Source organism: Serratia sp. Ae19-1 (assembly GCF_059801225.1).
Genome location: NZ_JBCHWD010000004.1, coordinates 367,662 through 384,489, shown reverse-complemented (window position 1 = coordinate 384,489; position 16,828 = coordinate 367,662). Strand labels below are relative to the sequence as shown.

Below are 16,828 nucleotides of genomic sequence, written 5' to 3'. Positions count from 1 at the left end.
GTTTCATCTGTTGACACTTTGCTTACGTATAAGATAGCCTCGCGAATGAAAAGCATTAGAAAAACTGGATGATAAAACGAAATGCACCTACAGCCTGATCCCCAGGCCCGGTCCCGATGGCCGGGCCATTCCGGCGCAACGGCGCCGGCAAGCGTACATTCGCCTCCTCTTTAGACGTCTGCGCCATAGGCGCCCGGCGCGGCGGCATTCCTTTGTCTGCCAGCGCCATCTGCATCACTCAGCATGTCTGTTCATGCGGCCCGCGTCGGGCCTGCATGCGTTATCTGTCGTTTCACGATCGAGGGAGGTCGCAGGGCGGTTAAAACGTAAGTTTTCTTCTGGGTATAAATAAACATGGAGCGTAAAATGATACTTAATAAAAGATTGAAGTTAGCGTATTGCGTTTTTCTGGGTTGTTATGGCTTATCCATTCATTCTTCTCTTGCCGCTTATCAGGATCCCGGCCGGTTGGGCGTGCCTGACAGTTGGAAAACCGCCGAGTTTAATCGTCAATGGGGGCTTGCGGCGATTTCCGCCGAATATGCCTATGCCAGAGGCTATACCGGTAAAGGTGTCACTATCGGCATTATCGATAATGCCATTCTTTCCCATTCTGAATTCGCCGGTAAACTGACGCGTCTGGATAACGGCAGTTATAATTTCTCCTACGATAAACTAGATAATATGTCTTTCGGCGATCATGGCACGCACGTAGCCGGTATCGCTGCGGCTAAAAGAGATGGCGCAGGTATGCACGGCGTCGCTTTCGACGCGGATATTATCGGCACCAAATTGAATGATTACGGTAATCGCAACGGCCGTGAAGAGCTGATTCAGAGCGCGGCGCGCATCATCAGCAACAGCTGGGGGATTGCGCCGGACATTCGGCGAGACGCCAAGGGTGACATCATCTGGTTGCCTAACGGCAGACCGGACTATGTGGCGTTCGTCAAAGGCGATGTGATCGGCGAAATGATGCGCAGCAAGTCCAGCGTGGAATGGGGCAGCCAACAGCCGGTACCGACCGGTGCGCATAGCTCCATGTCGGCGCTGCTGCGCGCGGCCAGGCACGGTAAGCTGATCGTCTTCTCGGCAGGCAATTACAACAATTACAACATTCCCGAAGCGCAAAAGTCACTGCCTTATGCCTTCCCGGACGTGTTGAACAATTACCTGATCGTGACCAACCTGAGCGACGAAAACAACTTAAGCGTCTCTTCGACCAGCTGCGGTCAAACGGCGAGTTACTGCGTTTCCGCGCCAGGCTCAGATATATACAGCACGGTCGGCCGGTTGGAGTCTAATACCGGCGGTGCCGTTAATCGTGATGCCTACAATAAAGGCGAGCTGTCGGTTAATCAAAATTACGGCTTCAAATCCGGCACCTCAATGGCCGCGCCGCATGTCAGCGGTGTCGCCGCCGTATTGATGCAACGCTTCCCTTATATGAGCGCCGATCAAATATCTGCCGTAATCAAAACCACCGCCACCGATTTAGGCGTGCCCGGTATTGATAATTTGTTCGGCTGGGGGCGTGTCAATTTACGCGATGCGATCAACGGACCGAAAATGTTTATCACCAAGGAGGATATTCCGCAGGAATATTATGTGCCGGGCTCCTATAGCGAAAAACAATTCGTGGTAAATATTCCCGGCCTCGGCAATACCGTCGAATCCGGCACTACGATTGAGCGCCGCTGCACGTCGCGCGAGTGCGATTTCGATTCGTGGAGCAATGACATCGCCGGCCACGGCGGGTTGACCAAAATCGGCGCCGGTACGCTGGAACTGGCGGGGAACAATACCTATCGCGGTGATACCTGGGTGAAACAGGGCGCGTTGGCAATCAACGGCTCGGTGGTATCCAACGTCTATATCGAAAACGGCGGCACGCTGGCCGGCAGCGGCAGCGTGAATGCCTTCCGGGCTGGCAGCGGCGGCAGCGTCGCACCGGGCAACGGCATCGGCACGCTGCACGTGGTGAATGACGCCGTCTTCGATCGCGGTTCGCAGTATAACGTGGAAGTGGCGGACAAAGGCCGCAGCGATAAGATCGCCGCGCGACGCGCTTTCCTCAACGGCGGCAGTGTGAACGTCAGCCTGGAGCGCAGCCAAAACCTGCTGTCGCAGAATGAGGCGCAGAGTCTGCTGGGCAACAAATACACCATCCTGACCACGACGGACGGCGTGACCGGTCGATTCGAAAACGCCAACCCGTCGTACCCGTTCGTGAATGTCGCGCTGGATTATCAGGGCAATGACGTCGGCCTTGGCATCACGCGCACCGCCGCCCGTTTTGACAGCCTGGCCAGCACCGAGAACGAGAAAGCGGTAGCTCGTGCGGTGGAGACGCTCAACGCGACGGAACCGGTCACGGCAACGGCCCAGCGCGGCGTGACGATCTCTGCGGCTGAAGCGGCCAACCTGCTGCAAAGCGATGGCGGCGAGGCGCAAGCCGTGAGCGAAGAGGCGAGCATCGTGGCCGGCCATCCGGTCTATGAAAGCTTCCTCGGCTTCACCTCAGCCCGAGATCTGCAGCAGGCGACCCGTCAGCTGTCTGGCCAGATCCACGCGGATATGGCTTCCGCCCAGATCAACGAAAGCCGTTACCTGCGCGATACCGCCACCGAGCGCTTGCGCCAGGCGGAAGGCCGCCGCGTCGCTACCGATATTAAAGCGGATGACAACGGCGCCTGGGCGAAACTGCTGGGCAGCTGGGGGCATGCTTCCGGCAACGACAACGCCACCGGTTACCAGACGTCCACTTACGGCGTGCTGCTGGGGCTGGACAGCGAACTGTTCGACGACGGTCGGTTAGGGGTGATGACCGGGTATACCCGCACCTCGCTGGATGGCGGTTATCAGTCAGACGCACACAGCGATAACTATCATCTGGGGCTGTACGGCGACAAACGCTTCGGCGCACTGGCGCTGCGGGCGGGGGGCACTTATACCTGGCATCGCATCGACACCTCGCGCTCGGTGAACTATGGCGCGCAGTCGGATCGCGAGAAGGCCAAGTATAACGCGCGCACCGGTCAGCTGTTCATCGAAAGCGGTTACGATTGGACGAGCGACGCGGTCAACCTTGAGCCGTTCGCCAACCTGGCGTACACCCATTACCGTAACGAGGGGATCACCGAGCAAGGCGGGGCGGCAGCGCTGCGCGGCGACAAACAAAGCCAGTCCGCCACCGCCTCGACGCTGGGTCTGCGCGCCGATACCCAGTGGCAAGCCGACAGCGTGGCGATCGCTCTGCGCGGCGAGCTGGGCTGGCAGCACCAGTACGGCAAGCTGGAGCGTAAAACGCAGCTGATGTTCAAACGCACTGATGCGGCGTTCGACGTGAACAGCGTGCCTGTGTCTCGCGATGGTGCGGTCCTGAAAGCGGGCGTGGATGTAGCGGTTAACAAAAACGCCGTCCTGTCCCTTGGCTACGGCGGGCAGCTGTCGTCCAACCACCAGGACAACAGCGTCAACGCCGGTCTGACCTGGCGCTTCTGATCGCTGTTAACATGCTTCGTTTTATTCAGCCCTCATCGTGACGATGGGGGCTTTTTTTTTGCGTCCAGGCGGCGTTGAAACCTTCTTTGGTATCAGACGATGCTTTCTGCGCGACATATTCCCCCCGGCCGGTGTTTGCCGCTGGGTAAATCAATCAGAGGAAAGCAAACGCTGCTGCCAATCGCGCAATTGCGCCGGCGTGAGGGACGTAGCGGCGGCGACCGCCTCACGATGTTCCAGGGCGATTTCCCGGGCGCGCTGCAACGGCTCGGCGCTGAGGCATTGCACACTTTGCCGCAGCGCCTGCTGTGCCTGTTCCAGTTCATCAGCGCCAAGCTGCGCCAGCTCATGACGCATCTGCAGCAAGAATTCGTCGGTTAACTGCTGCAGCTGTTCAACGGTGAATGTCGGGGATTGCAGCGCAAACAGCAGGCCTTCGACATCGGCGCTGCGGTGAAAGGCGCATTGCACCACGTAACCGATGTTGCGCTCCACGCGCAGCCGCTGAAAATAGCGCGGCGCGTAAAGCTGGGCCAACACGCGCAGCGCCCAGCGGCCTTCGGCTGCATCGCTTTGCAGCGGGTAAAACCGCAGCAAGGCGTGTTCGGCGCCGCTTTCCGTCAGCGTGACGGGGCGATGAAGCCCAGGGGGCGGCCTCTGCGGCTCGGCGGTCACGGAATAGGGAAAGTCGTACAGCAAATGCGACAGCCGCCGCCGCAACTCGCCATCGCCGCCGATTAAGGCGGCATGCCATTGCGGCGTCGCTGCTGCCGGCGTGCACAACGCCGCCGGCAATTGGGCCAGCAGGCGGCGAATGGCGATGGCGTTTTGTTGTTCCGACTGGGCGAGGCGCAGGTTTCTTTCTGCTTCATCGAGGATGGCCGGCGGCAAGGCCGCCAGCGCGCGGTTCACGACGTTCAGGCCGTGACCGATCAGCGCCTCGCTGCCCGCCAATTGCAGCAACCACAGGCCCTGATGGCGCGTGAAGCTTAAATGCCCCTCCCGATGCGCGAGCTCCGCCGCCCCGGTGCGTAGCGCCGCCTGTAAACCATAGGCTTGCTGCTCGCTGAATGCGCTGGACGGTGAGGGGCGCAGCAGCAACACCGGTTGCGCCGCCTCGGGGTGCAGATGCCGCAGCGGCGCCTGGCCGGCTGGCAAGTTCGGGATCGGCAACGCCGCGGAGGAGGAGAAAAAGCGGAAAGGTTCCGTTGCTGGCGTCAGTGCGGCGCAGGCGAAAGGGGTGAGCGCCAGCGGCAGCCCCTGAATTTCGCGCGTTTCGCCGCCGTTTTCGGGCCACACGGCTAGCCGGCGACGCGGCGCGCTCATCAGCGCCGAAATATGCCGTGGCCAATCGTCGTTCGGCTCAGTCGGCGGCAGCCCAAACGCTCTGGCGCGCAGTTGTTCGAGCGGCGCCAAACGCTGAAAATCGCGATTTGCCAGCTGCCCGAAATGTTCGAGCTGCGCCGGCGTCAGCGAGCGCAGCGCCTGCAGCCACGCCAACAGGGCGATTTCGATGCGGGCGGCTTCAACGGCTGTCCCCTGATTGACGGTGAAGATAAAACTCAGCAGGGCGCTGTTTTCGCCGCAGCGGGAATAATCCAGCCGCGCGGCGTCGCACCACGCGTGAGCGCGCAGCCGGGCCAACAACCCGCCAGGGGCTTCATCCTGCAGCAGACGCTCCAGTCGCCGCAGCCAGCCGCGTGAGCGGGGGGCCGGCAGGGAAAAGACCAGCCTCAGCTGCGGCGCGCCGGGGAGATGCAGGGTGTAATCCGCCACGGCGGTCAACGGCGGCGATGGTTGGCGCGGGGCGGCGGCGTCCGGCGGCAAACGGCTGGCGCAGCGCTGCGCCAGCGCATGCAACTGTTCCAGCGATTGCGGGCCTTGCAACCACAGCGTCATGTTTGGCGCTCGGTAGTACTGACGGTGAAACTGGCGCAGCGCCTGCTGCAGTGCGGAAATATCGCTGCCGAAAGCGGCACGGCTGCCGATGTGAAAGCGGTGCAACGCGTCAAGACCGCTGAACATTTGCCGCTGCGCCGCTTCGCAGCGGGTTTCAACATCTGCGCGCAGTAAGCGGTATTCGGCATCGATAACCTCGATCTCCTGAGCGATCGCCTCCGCCGTCAACTGCGGGGCGGCCAGCATATCGCTCAGCCGAGCCCACCCTTCAGCCAGGTGGTCGGCGCCCACCTCAAAGAAGAACGCGGTTTGCGTGGCCTGGGTCGTGGCGTTTAACCGGCCGCCGACCGACGGCGCCCAGCCCATCAGGCCATCCTGCGCGCTGAAATTCACGCTGCCGCGAAACAGCAGGTGCTCCAGCAAATGCGCCAGGCCCGGCCAGATGGTCGGCGCCTGAAAGCTACCCGCCTCAATGCGCACCAGCGCGGCGGCGGCCTCGGCTGCAGGGGTGCTTATCGCCTTGACGGCCAAACCGTTGGCGAGCTGCCACGAGGCAGCGGCGAGTGTCATGGTCAGCCCTTGAAGATCAAACGGGAGTTGGTCTGATTACGAAAACGCAACTGATCGATACCGACCTGCGAGCGATTCGCCGCTTCCCGCGCCGCCAGGATGGTGCCATGGTGCGGCGATTTGCCGCACACCGGATCGGCGTTGTCGGCGTTGCCGGTCAGCATGAACGCCTGGCAGCGGCAACCGCCGTAGTCTTTCTCTTTCTCCGAACAGGAGCGGCAGGGCTCTGGCATCCAGTCATAGCCGCGATAGCGGTTAAAGCCGAACGAGTGATACCAGATATGCTGCAGATCGTGCTCCAGCACCGACGGGAATGCGATCGGCAGCTGACGGGCACTGTGACAGGGTAACGCCATCCCCTCCGGCGTCACGCTCATGAAGATTGCCCCCCAGCCGCCCATGCAACCTTTGGGACGCTCCTCGTAATAATCCGGCGTGACGAACAGCAGGTTAGCCAGCTTGCCGTCGGCGGCCATGCGTTCGCGATAGCGTTTCACCACCGCTTCCGCGTCGGCGATCTGCTCGCGGGTCGGCAACAGGCCCTCGCGATTCAGATGCGCCCAGCCGTAGAACTGGCAGGTCGCCAGCTCGACGTCGTCGGCATCCAGCTGGATCGCCAGTTCGATAATGCGATCGATCTGGCCGATGTTATGGCGATGCAACACGAAGTTGAGCACCATCGGGTAGCCGAGCGCCTTGACCGCCCTGGCCATTGCCAGCTTTTGCTGGAACGCCTTGGCGGAGCCCGCCAGCGCGGCGTTCAGCGTTTCGTCGCTGGCCTGAAAACTGATCTGGATATGGTCCAGACCGGCGTCGGCGAAGGTTTGCAGTTTCTTCTCGGTCAGGCCGATGCCGGAGGTGATCAGGTTGGTGTAGAAGCCGAGATCGCGCGCGGCGGCGATCAGTTCAGGCAGGTCTTTACGCACCAGCGGCTCGCCGCCGGAGAAACCGAGTTGTACGCTGCCCATCGCCCGCGCCTGGCGAAATACCGCGATCCATTGTTCGGTCGTCAGCTCTTTTTCCTGTGCGGCAAAATCGAGCGGGTTGGAGCAGTAGGGACACTGCAGCGGGCAGCGATAGGTGAGCTCCGCCAGCAGCCAGAGCGGCGGATTGACCGTCGGCGCGCGTGGCTCAGTCACGGAAGGTCACCCATTTTTGTTCGTAGGCGCGCTGGAAAAACTCCAGCACGTCATCCGCCAACCCCTCGGCGCCAGGGAAGCGGGCGTTCAGCTGCGCGATGATGCCGTTCAGCGTGGTGTGGCCGTCGACCAGCTGTAAAATGGCGGCGGCGCTGTCGTTCAGTTTGGCCATGCCCTCCGGATAGAGGATCACGTGGCTATTTTGCACCTGCTCCCATTGCAGGCGGTAGCCGCGGCGGAAGACCGGGGTGTGTTCAGGATTCGGCGTCATTACACCAGCCTCTGGTTGTGCCATACCCGCGCGGCGGTCACGCTGTGGTAAGGCGGGCGGTTCAGGGTATAGGCCATGCTCATGGCGTCCAGCATGCTCCACAAAATATCCAGCTTGAACTGCAGGATTTCCAACATGCGCTGCTGCTTTTCGACGGTGTCGCAATAGTCCAGCGCCAGCGCCAGACCGTGTTCCACATCGCGGTTGGCCTGGCCGAGGCGGCTGCGGAAATAGTCGTAGCCGGCGGCGTCGATCCACGGGTAGTGCTGCGGCCAGCTGTCGAGGCGCGACTGGTGGATCTGCGGTGCGAACAGTTCGGTCAGCGAGCTGCAGGCCGCTTCTTGCCAGCAGGCACGGCGCGCAAAATTGACGTAGGCATCCACCGCAAAGCGCACGCCCGGCAGCACCAGCTGTTCAGAAAGCAGGGCGTCGCGCTGCAACCCGACGGCCTCCCCCAGACGCAGCCAGGCTTCGATGCCGCCTTCGCTGCCGCCGTAGCCGTCGTGATCCAGGATGCGCTGCACCCATTTACGGCGGGTTTCCGGCTGCGGACAGTTGGCCATGATCGCCGCATCCTTGATCGGAATGCTGGTCTGGTAGTAGAAGCGGTTGGCCACCCAGCCCTGGATCTGCTCGCGGGTCGCTTCGCCGTTGTGCATCGCGATGTGGTACGGGTGGTGAATGTGGTAATAAGCGCCTTTGGCGCGCAGCGCCGCTTCAAATTCCTGCGGAGTCAGTGGGAGTGGTTGCGTCATGGCGATTCCCTACAGTTCGATGTTCATGCCGTCCCAGCTCACTTCGATGCCGGCGGCGGTCAGGCTCTGCCGCTCTGCCGAGTCTTCATTGAGGATCGGGTTGGTATTGTTAATGTGGATCAGGATCTTGCGTTTGGCGGGCAAGGCGCTGAGCAGGGCCGCCAGCCCGTGCTCTTCCGCTAGCGCCAGGTGCCCCATATCCTTGCCGGTGTTGCGCCCCACGCCGGCGTTGGCCAGCTCATTGTCGCGCCACAGCGTGCCGTCGATCAGCAGGCAGTCGGCGCGGCGCAGCCAGGGCATCAGTGCTTCGTCCGGTTCACCGAGGCCCGGCGCATACAGCAGGCCGACCCCGCGCGCGATATCTTCGATGAACAACGCCACATTGTGGCCCGGCAGCGGGCGATCGCGGTACGGCGAATAGGGCGGTGCGTTGCTGAGCAATGGAATGGCGGTAAAGCGTACGTTCGGGCAGACCGCCGTGTGGAACGGTTCACCGGGCGTTACCGGGTGGTGAATCAACCCGCCGTTCCAGTGGGAGAGCATGGGAAACACCGGGAAGCCGGTGCTGAGATCGTCATGCACTTCAGGCGTGCACCAGACGTGGTGCGGGCACCCCTCACGCAAATTGAGCAAGCCCGCGCTGTGATCGATCTGGCTGTCGGTCAGCACGATCGCGCCGATACCGGTGCCGCGCAGCACGTCGGGATTGTTCAATTCGGGCGAAGCCAGCAGTTGATGGCAAATGTCCGGGGACACGTTGCACAGCACCCAGTTTTTACCGTCATCGCTGACGGCGATGGAGGACTGCGTGCGGCGCGTGGCGGTGATGCTGTGGTCACGAACGCCGCGGCAGTTGTCGCAGTTGCAATTCCACTGGGGAAAGCCGCCGCCCGCCGCCGAGCCGAGAACTTTTATCTGCATGTCTAAACCAGAAGAAAAGGGAAAGAAATGCCCGCGCGAAAGGCGGGCAGACGGGCGATTAACGGTTGGAAATGTACAGTGTCACTTCCAACCCCAGACGCAGGTCAACAAACTCAGGTTTAGTCCAGGTAGTCATAGCGGTGCTCCTTTGCATGCATCGTGATAGTTCGAAGCCAATGAGAAAGATTCGCATTAGGCTGGTCCAATGTTGACGAAATGTGACGTTGATCGCAACCTTTAAAGCGTAACCGGGTTATTCACCCCAGGTGGCGGAGAGTACGCTCAGCCAGTTGCGCCAGGTCAGCTTTTCCAGCAGCCGGTTATCGAACCCGGCCTGCGCCAGCGCTTGCGTCAGGCGCGGCAGGCCGCCGACGTCCTCCAACGGTTGCGGTACGTTGACCCCGTCAAAATCAGAGCCAAATCCCACGCGATCTTCACCAAGTTTAGCGATCAAATACTCAACGTGTTTAACAATTTCTGTGAAGTCAGTCGTTGCACTGTCACGCTTTCCGTCCGCCCGTAGAAAGGCGGTGCCGAAATTGACGCCGACCATCCCGCCGCTGTGAGCGATGGCGTCCAGCTGCGCGTCGGTCAGGTTGCGCGGCTGCGGGCAGAGGGCATGGACGTTGGAGTGGGTGGCGACCAGCGGTGCGCGGCTCAACGCGGCGGTTTGCCAGAAGGTTTTCTCATTCATGTGCGAGACGTCGATCATGATGCGGCGGCGGTTGCAGGCACGGATCAGCGCCTCGCCGGCCGGCGTCAGGCCGGGGCCGGTATCGGGTGATCCGGGGAACGGCCCGCTGACGCCGGTACCGAAGGCGTTCGGCAGATTCCAGAACGGCCCGATGCTGCGCACGCCCAGCCGGTAGAAGGCTTCCAGCTGCGTCAGCTCCGCATCGATCATACCCGCGCCTTCGATATGCAGCACCACAGCGATTTGCCGGTTGAAACGGCACTGTTCTATTTCGGAGGCGGTACGGCAGATGCGCAGCCGCCCCTGAGAGGCCTGTTCCAGCTGATACATGATAGCTATCTGCCGTTCGGCAATTGCCAGCGGATCGAAGGCGGCCTGCGCCGCGTCCAGCGTTTGGTTGCGTATCTGGGCGATATAGCTGACCGGGGGAATAAACACCGCGAACAGCCCGCCGCAGAATCCGCCGCGCCGCATGCGGGAAAAATCGAGGTGGCCCGGCGTGACGCGGGAATAAAAGGCGGCGACCGGATCGTCGTCGTGCTGCAACCACAGGTTGAGCAGCAGATCGTTATGGCCGTCGAACACCGGCCAGAGAGGGGGAAGCGTCATGGGCGTTTCACTGAATCAGGCATCATGAACGCTATGTTGTATTATTGCGCAATACCTGGCAAGTTTTCACATTATTCAATTAAGTAAAACACTTATAAAATAACAGATAATGGAGGTGGGCGCTTGACGTCAATTTTATTTTTGGCAAAATAAATTTTAGCCTAAAGCGCTTATTATAAGCGGAAATCTTTGCACGCATTCCATTTTTATTGGAATAATTTCTTATTGTTATTTTATCTGCCGCAGCTTATTTGGAGTGAATTGTGAGCGATTCTGGGATTGAGAAATATAAGGACATGGATGCTTTGATGGCGGATTGGTACACAAGATTATGCAATGCTCAAACGGGGCACTATGTGTGTTCGGAAAGGTTGTATCGGAGAGCTGATTATACAGGCTATTTATTGATTTTTAGCTCAACGATTGTGACGTCATGTTTTTTTCTGCAGGCCGAAGGTGGGTTAAAACTCACGCTATTTTTCATCAGCGTGCTGTCAGCGGCATTGTCGGGCATCGTGTCGTTCGGCCGCTTTGCTGAGAAAGCCGAGTTGCATCGTTCGGCCGCGAGCTGTTATGGGAAATTAAGACGGCAGCTCGAGAACCTCCGTTCAAAAAAATCAGGGCTGCAAGATGATGACATGATTTCAAAATTGAAAGTATTGCGTATTGAGTGGGAGTATATATCTGAGAACTCACCACTGACACCTAAGTCAGCATTAGTGCGAAACTGATTAAGGTCTTATTGTTCGGCATGCATTTTATTGATCTGTTCTCTGACGGCAGACGGCCAGCACCAGCTGCCGCAGCCAGCGATGATCCGCCTCGGCCTCCAGGCGCGGGTGCCACATTTGCGAGACGGTGATAGGCGGCGTTTTTACCGGCAGTTCGAACATGCGCAGCGGGCCGTCGGCCGGTTGGGCCTGCAAAAAGGAAGCGGGCAGCAGCGCCAGCAGGTTCGAGGCCTGCGCCACCGCCAGCGCGGCCGGAAAGCTCGGCACCACGGCGGCGATATGGCGCGCCAGCCCCAGCTCCGCCAACGCGGCGTCTACCGGCCCGAGGATGCGCCCGCTGCGCGAGGCCACCACGTGGCCACAGGCGGCGTAGTCGGCGGCGCCGATCTCCAGCTGTTGCGCCAGCGGGTGTGATGTTCTCATCACGCCGACAAAGCGATCGCGAAACAGCGCCTGCAGGCGGATTTCCGGGCCCATCTCGCCCAGCACGCCAATCTCCAGATCGATCCGGCCTTCGCGCAGGGGGCGGTCGCTCTTCTCCGGCTTAGGCGCAAAGCGCAGTCGCACCCGCGGCGCCTGTTCGGCGGCGGCGGCGATCAGCGCCGGGCCGAAGGCCTCGACGAAACCATCGTTGGCGCGCAGCGTGAAGGTGCGATCGAGCATGGCGGGGTTCAGCTCGCCTGGCGCCGGCCGCAGCACCGCACGGGCCTCGAATGTCGCGTTTCGCGCCCGCTCGCGCAGCGTCTCGGCATAGGGCGTCAGCACCATATGGCGGCCGGCGCGCACCAGCAAGGGATCGCCGGTGGTCGTGCGCAGTCGGCTGAGGGTGCGGCTCATCGCCGAGGCGCTTAAACCGAGGCGGCGTGCCGCGCCTGCCACGCTGCCCGTCGTCAGCAGCGCATCGAGGGCGATCAGCAGGTTAAAGTCAGGGTCGGTCATGCGTGCGTATCCTGTCGTGCAGAACATGGGAGAAGGCGTTTGATGCAGTATATCAGCGTAAGCGCTGCGTCACTTGCTATCTGATGGGCGATAAAAAAGCCGATAACCTGGGCAGTTATCGGCTTTTAATGCGCAGTGGCGGAGGGTTACGCCGGCAGCTGCTGTGCGGTTTTCTCGACCAGCGCCAGCAACAGCTTGATGTCTTCCAGCGTGACGATCGGGTTCAGCAACGTCATCTTCAGGCAGGTCACGCCATCGGACTCGGTCACGCCGACGTTGGCGCGGCCCGATTCCAGCAGGGCGTCACCGATGCGCTGGTTGAACAACGCGACGGCCGCGTCGCCCTTCGCCGCCAGCTGCGCAGGGCGGTAGCGGAACAGCACGCTGGCCAGCTGCGGCTGCATCACCAGTTCCAGCGACTCCTGATCGGCGATGTAACGCGCCACCTGTTGTGCCAGCGTGACGCCATGATCGATGATCTCGGCGTATTGCTTCTGCCCCAGCGCTTCCAGCCCCATCCACAGCTTCAACGCATCGAAGCGGCGGGTGGTTTGCAGCGATTTGGAAACCAGGTTCGGCACACCTTGCGCCTCGTCGAACTCGGAGTTCAGGTAAGCCGCCTGGTAACGCATCAGCTCATAATGGCGCGCGTCTTTCAGCAGGAAGGCGCCGCAGCTGATGGTCTGGAAGAACTGTTTGTGGAAGTCCAGGGTGATGGAATCCACCAGCTCCAGGCCGTCCAGGTAGTGGCGATACTGCTCGGAGAGCAGCAGCGCGCCACCCCAGGCCGCATCCACGTGTACCCAGATCTGCTGCTCCGCCGCCAGCCGCGCGATTTCGCGCAGCGGGTCGATCGCGCCGGCGTCGGTGGTGCCGGCGGTGGCGACAATCGCCATCACCTGCTCGCCGTTGGCTTTAGCCAGCGCCAGTTTTTCCGCCAGATCGTTCACGTCCATGCGGGCGAAGCGATCGGTTTTCACCAGGGTGACCGACTGATAGCCGAGGCCCATCAGCGCCATGTTCTTCTGCACCGAGAAGTGGGCGTTTTCAGAGCAGAACACTTTCAGCTTACGCAGATCGCCCACCAGGCCGTCCTGCTGCACGGAGTGGCCCTGACGCGCAAAGAACGCGTCGCGCGCCAGCATCAGCCCCATCAGGTTGCTTTGCGTGCCGCCGCTGGTGAACACCCCGGCGTCACCGGACGAGTAACCGACCTGGTCGCGCAGCCACTCGATCAGCTTCATTTCGATCAGCGTGGCCGACGGGCTCTGATCCCAGGAGTCCATGCTCTGGTTGGTGGCGTTGATCAGCACTTCGGCGGCCTGGCTTATCACCAGGCTCGGGCAGTGCAGGTGCGCCACGCACTGCGGGTGGTGCACCGACAGGCTGTCTTTCAAAAAGTACTCGATGGCGCGCTCGATCGCCGCCTGGTTGCCCAGGCCTTGCGGGGTGAAGTCGAGCTTGATGCGCTCGCGCAGTTCGGCAACGCTTTTGCCCTGATACATCTCGGGTTGCTGCAGCCACTGCACGACGGCTTCACTGCTTTGCGCGATCGCCTGGCGATAAGCCTCGGCGCTGTGCGCCGAGGAAGCCAGAATCGGGTTTAACTTGGACATCGCGGTCATTCGCTCCAATCAGACTGGCTTGACGCCGGCGGCCAACAGCGCCTGCTCAAATTTATCCAGGAAAATACCCAGCTCATCATTGGTGATCAGCAGTGAAGGCAGCAGACGCAGTACGCAGCCGTTACGCCCACCGCGCTCCAGGATCAAACCGGATTCGAAGCATTTTTTCTGCAGCAGCGCAGACAGCTCGCCGTCGGCCGGGTAGCAGCCCATGTGATCCTGCGCTTCGTTCGGCTTGACGATCTCGATGCCGATCATCAGGCCCAGACCGCGGACGTGACCGATCACCGGATAACGTTTCTGCAGATCCGCCAGTTTGCCTTTCAGCCATTCGCCCTGAGCGGCCACTTTGTCGGCGACCTTGTGCTCTTTCAGGTATTGCAGGGTGGTCAGGCCGGTGGCCATCGCCAGCTGGTTGCCGCGGAAGGTGCCGGTGTGGTGACCCGGTTCCCAGGCGTCGAACTCTTTCTTGATGCCCAGCACCGCGAGCGGCAAGCCGCCGCCGACCGCTTTCGACATCACGATGATGTCCGGCTCGATGCCTGCGTGTTCGAAGGCGAACAGCTTGCCCGTACGGGCGAAACCGGCCTGAACTTCGTCGATGATCAGCAGAATGCCGTGTTCACGCGTCACTTTGCGGATGCGCTGCAGCCACTCGGCCGGCGCCGGGTTAACGCCGCCTTCGCCCTGAACGGCTTCCAGGATCACCGCCGCCGGCTTACGCACGCCGCTTTCCACGTCGTTGATCAGGTTGTCGAAGTAGTAGGTCAGCGCCTTGACGCCGGCTTCGCCGCCGATGCCCAGCGGGCAACGGTATTCATGCGGATAAGGCATGAATTGCACTTCCGGCATCATGCCGTTGATCGCCGCTTTCGGCGACAGGTTGCCGGTGACCGACAGCGCGCCGTGGGTCATGCCGTGATAGCCGCCGGAGAAGCTGATCACGCCGGAGCGGCCGGTGTGCTTTTTCGCCAGCTTCAGCGCGGCTTCAACCGCATCGGCGCCGGACGGGCCGCAGAACTGCAGGCAATACTCTTTGCCTTCGCCCGGCAACAGAGAAAGCAGGTAATCGGAGAAACGATCTTTTAACGGGGTCGTGAGATCGAGAGTATGTAACGGCAAGCCGCTGGTAATGACATTTTGGATGCTTTGCAGGACGTCGGGGTGATTATGTCCAAGAGCCAACGTTCCCGCCCCGGCCAGGCAATCAAGATATTGATTATTCTCAACATCAGTGATCCAAACGCCCTGGGCTTTCGCAATTGCCAACGGCAATTTGCGCGGATAACTCCTAACATTCGACTCAAATTCGGCTTGGCGCGCCAAATAGGTTTCATTGTTTCCGTTTAATGAGTTTGCAACTAAAGTATCAATACGGACTTTATCCGTCATCATATCTCTCCTACAACCGAAGGTCTCAACACGCTACGATTGAATTAATGAATTAGAAAAGTAACTGCCTTGTGAAAAGCGCGACCAATATATGGCTTTTTCGCCTGGGACTCAATAGCCGATTTTGTTTTGAATTGTTTAGTTTTTTCTTAAGCTCATCAATATGTTGTTGATTTATTGACCGTTGGTTTTGCCGGCAAAAAACAACATATTGTTAACATGGCGTGAAAAACCGTTCCGCCGCCAACCTGACGGTTTCTTTAATGCATTTATAATTAAGGTAAATTTCCGGCTAATAACATAAATAGAAAATAGCGGCTTATTTTTATCTATTCACCACCTTAAGTCCTATAGCGTTTATATACACAAAAATTGTGATGAATATAAATGGCCAACCGTTAAAATCGCAGCATCCAGATTGGTGATTTCTCTCAGATTTCACGTAGCGCGATCAAAAAAGCGTGATTTTTACGCAGCGCCGGCCAATTGGCCGGCGCCGTTGTTGTTAACGTTGCCGTAACCAGGCGTGGTAGCGCTGCAGGATGCGGCGGGTGCGCCACCGATCGACGATCAGCGTGAACAGCGGGGAGTAGCGCACGCTGCGTGGCCGATTGTCACTCAGCGCCCGCATGCGGCGTTTGACCAACGCCATGCGGGCGAGCGCCGCCATCGTTTTATTTCGCCAGGTAACCGGTGCTGGCAACGCATGAGGGGCGGCGCCGGTTAGCCAGCGCCGTGGCAGATCGGGCACTTCCGCCATGGCGGTGGCGATGCCGGCCACCGCGACGCCGCTGTCCAGCACCTGTTGCGCCACCGCCGGGCGAGCGATGCCGCCGGTGGTCATCACCGGCATGCGGGCCACGGCGGCAAGATCGCGGGCGAAGGTCAGAAAATAGGCTTCGCGCGCCAGGGTACGGCCGTCCGCCGTTTCGCCTTGCATCGCCGGGCTTTCGTAGCTGCCGCCGGACAGTTCGATCAAATCGACCGGCAGATCGTTCAACATCAACACGACCTGCCGGGCATCGTCTGCGGAAAACCCGCCGCGCTGAAAATCGGCGGAGTTCAGTTTGACCGCTACGCAAAAGCCCGGTGAAACCCGCGTTCGCACCGCGCGCACCACCTCCAGCAACAGGCGGGCGCGGTTTGCCAGTTCGCCGCCCCAGCGGTCGCTGCGCTGGTTGGTCAGCGGCGACAGAAATTGAGAAATCAGGTAGCCGTGCGCCGCGTGGATCTCAACGCCGGTAAAGCCGGCCTGTTCGGCGGCGTGTGCGCTGGCGGCGAAGCGCGCGATGACCTCGGCGATCTGCGCTTCATTCATGGCCTGCGGCTGGGCGAACAGTTTACTGTGCTTGCCCATCGCCAGCGGGATAGCGGAGGGTGCCCACGCGTTGCCGCCCATGTTCGCCATCACCTGACGCCCCGGGTGGTTGAGCTGCATCCACACCTGCGCGCCACCCTGGCGCGCGGCCTTGGCCCAGGTTTCGAACGGCGCAAGCGGCGTATCCTGTTCCAGCACCACGCCGCCGGGGCCGGTCATGGCGCGGCCGTCGATCATCACGTTGCCGGTGATGATCAAACCGGCGCCGCCCTCGGCCCAATAGCGATATAAACGCCACAGCGCGGGGCCGGGCAGTTGGTTCCGGTCGGCCAGATTCTCTTCCATTGCCGCCTTGGCCAGACGGTTGGTCAAGCGGCTGCCGTTGGGCAAAGTCAGTGGGGTAAACATCGGGTTTGCGCTCCTGTCGCAAGGGGAATGGCGCTATACTAGGTTTAAAGTTA

At 60.5% G+C, this 16,828-nt stretch carries 13 protein-coding genes; 2 read left to right on the top strand and 11 right to left on the bottom strand.

Features of this window, described 5'->3' with window-relative positions; translation table 11 throughout:
• The first annotated feature begins 468 nt into the window (after positions 1-468).
• Complete coding sequence (locus AAIE04_RS14465) at positions 469-3,504, top strand: autotransporter domain-containing protein (RefSeq protein WP_498577199.1); 3,036 nt, start codon at positions 469-471, stop codon at positions 3,502-3,504.
• 150 nt (positions 3,505-3,654) lie between these two features.
• Here AAIE04_RS14465 and pqqF read toward each other — a convergent pair whose 3' ends face one another.
• The 7 genes from pqqF to AAIE04_RS14430 form a co-directional block, all read right to left on the bottom strand.
• Entirely contained in the window at positions 3,655-5,973 is a 2,319-nt protein-coding gene (pqqF, locus tag AAIE04_RS14460; protein ID WP_498577198.1) for a pyrroloquinoline quinone biosynthesis protein PqqF, read from the bottom strand.
• A 2-nt stretch (positions 5,974-5,975) separates the two neighbouring features.
• On the bottom strand, positions 5,976-7,112 hold the full coding sequence (gene pqqE, locus AAIE04_RS14455) for a pyrroloquinoline quinone biosynthesis protein PqqE (RefSeq protein WP_019455333.1): 1,137 nt from the start codon (positions 7,110-7,112) through the stop codon (positions 5,976-5,978).
• Complete coding sequence (pqqD, locus tag AAIE04_RS14450) at positions 7,105-7,383, bottom strand: pyrroloquinoline quinone biosynthesis peptide chaperone PqqD (protein ID WP_019455334.1); 279 nt, start codon at positions 7,381-7,383, stop codon at positions 7,105-7,107. Before pqqD ends, pqqE begins: the two co-directional genes overlap by 8 nt.
• The gene (pqqC, locus tag AAIE04_RS14445) at positions 7,383-8,138 is read right to left on the bottom strand and encodes a pyrroloquinoline-quinone synthase PqqC (RefSeq protein ID WP_063919453.1); all 756 of its coding nucleotides are present in this window, start codon (positions 8,136-8,138) and stop codon (positions 7,383-7,385) included. Before pqqC ends, pqqD begins: the two co-directional genes overlap by 1 nt.
• Before the next feature lie 9 nt (positions 8,139-8,147).
• On the bottom strand, positions 8,148-9,059 hold the full coding sequence (gene pqqB, locus AAIE04_RS14440; protein ID WP_019455336.1) for a pyrroloquinoline quinone biosynthesis protein PqqB: 912 nt from the start codon (positions 9,057-9,059) through the stop codon (positions 8,148-8,150).
• 58 nt (positions 9,060-9,117) lie between these two features.
• Entirely contained in the window at positions 9,118-9,195 is a 78-nt protein-coding gene (gene pqqA, locus AAIE04_RS14435; RefSeq protein WP_004937827.1) for a pyrroloquinoline quinone precursor peptide PqqA, read from the bottom strand.
• A 117-nt stretch (positions 9,196-9,312) separates the two neighbouring features.
• Positions 9,313-10,362: a dipeptidase gene (locus AAIE04_RS14430; protein ID WP_498577197.1), complete on the bottom strand. Its 1,050-nt coding sequence runs from the start codon at positions 10,360-10,362 to the stop codon at positions 9,313-9,315.
• 263 nt (positions 10,363-10,625) lie between these two features.
• Between AAIE04_RS14430 and AAIE04_RS14425 the strand changes: the two genes are divergently transcribed.
• Positions 10,626-11,093, top strand: a complete 468-nt coding sequence (locus AAIE04_RS14425; RefSeq protein ID WP_139285523.1) for an SLATT domain-containing protein — start codon at positions 10,626-10,628, stop codon at positions 11,091-11,093.
• A 27-nt stretch (positions 11,094-11,120) separates the two neighbouring features.
• On the opposite strand, the gene AAIE04_RS14420 is transcribed toward AAIE04_RS14425, so the two are convergent.
• The 4 genes from AAIE04_RS14420 to AAIE04_RS14405 all read right to left on the bottom strand — a co-directional run bounded on the left by AAIE04_RS14420 (position 11,121) and on the right by AAIE04_RS14405 (position 16,775).
• Positions 11,121-12,032 carry a LysR family transcriptional regulator gene (locus AAIE04_RS14420; RefSeq protein ID WP_498056075.1) on the bottom strand — a complete coding sequence of 304 codons (912 nt, stop codon included), beginning with the start codon at positions 12,030-12,032 and terminating at the stop codon, positions 11,121-11,123.
• A 146-nt stretch (positions 12,033-12,178) separates the two neighbouring features.
• Positions 12,179-13,648 (bottom strand): pyridoxal phosphate-dependent decarboxylase family protein, encoded by a 1,470-nt coding sequence (locus AAIE04_RS14415; protein WP_063919621.1) that lies wholly within the window; start codon positions 13,646-13,648, stop codon positions 12,179-12,181.
• A gap of 18 nt (positions 13,649-13,666) precedes the next feature.
• The gene (locus AAIE04_RS14410; protein WP_071532855.1) at positions 13,667-15,049 is read right to left on the bottom strand and encodes a diaminobutyrate--2-oxoglutarate transaminase; all 1,383 of its coding nucleotides are present in this window, start codon (positions 15,047-15,049) and stop codon (positions 13,667-13,669) included.
• A 505-nt stretch (positions 15,050-15,554) separates the two neighbouring features.
• Positions 15,555-16,775 carry an NADH:flavin oxidoreductase/NADH oxidase family protein gene (locus tag AAIE04_RS14405; protein WP_498577196.1) on the bottom strand — a complete coding sequence of 407 codons (1,221 nt, stop codon included), beginning with the start codon at positions 16,773-16,775 and terminating at the stop codon, positions 15,555-15,557.
• Positions 16,776-16,828 lie beyond the last annotated feature (53 nt).

Bases quoted from the DNA above. Each gene is read 5' to 3' on its own strand.
- pqqF (WP_498577198.1), bottom strand. From the start codon at position 5,973: ATGACACTCGCCGCTGCCTCGTGGCAGCTCGCCAACGGTTTGGCCGTC.
- pqqD (WP_019455334.1), bottom strand. From the start codon at position 7,383: ATGACGCCGAATCCTGAACACACCCCGGTCTTCCGCCGCGGCTACCGC.
- pqqC (WP_063919453.1), bottom strand. From the start codon at position 8,138: ATGACGCAACCACTCCCACTGACTCCGCAGGAATTTGAAGCGGCGCTG.
- pqqB (WP_019455336.1), bottom strand. From the start codon at position 9,059: ATGCAGATAAAAGTTCTCGGCTCGGCGGCGGGCGGCGGCTTTCCCCAG.
- pqqA (WP_004937827.1), bottom strand. From the start codon at position 9,195: ATGACTACCTGGACTAAACCTGAGTTTGTTGACCTGCGTCTGGGGTTG.
- AAIE04_RS14430 (WP_498577197.1), bottom strand. From the start codon at position 10,362: ATGACGCTTCCCCCTCTCTGGCCGGTGTTCGACGGCCATAACGATCTG.
- AAIE04_RS14420 (WP_498056075.1), bottom strand. From the start codon at position 12,032: ATGACCGACCCTGACTTTAACCTGCTGATCGCCCTCGATGCGCTGCTG.
- AAIE04_RS14415 (WP_063919621.1), bottom strand. From the start codon at position 13,648: ATGTCCAAGTTAAACCCGATTCTGGCTTCCTCGGCGCACAGCGCCGAG.
- AAIE04_RS14410 (WP_071532855.1), bottom strand. From the start codon at position 15,049: ATGACGGATAAAGTCCGTATTGATACTTTAGTTGCAAACTCATTAAAC.
- AAIE04_RS14405 (WP_498577196.1), bottom strand. From the start codon at position 16,775: ATGTTTACCCCACTGACTTTGCCCAACGGCAGCCGCTTGACCAACCGT.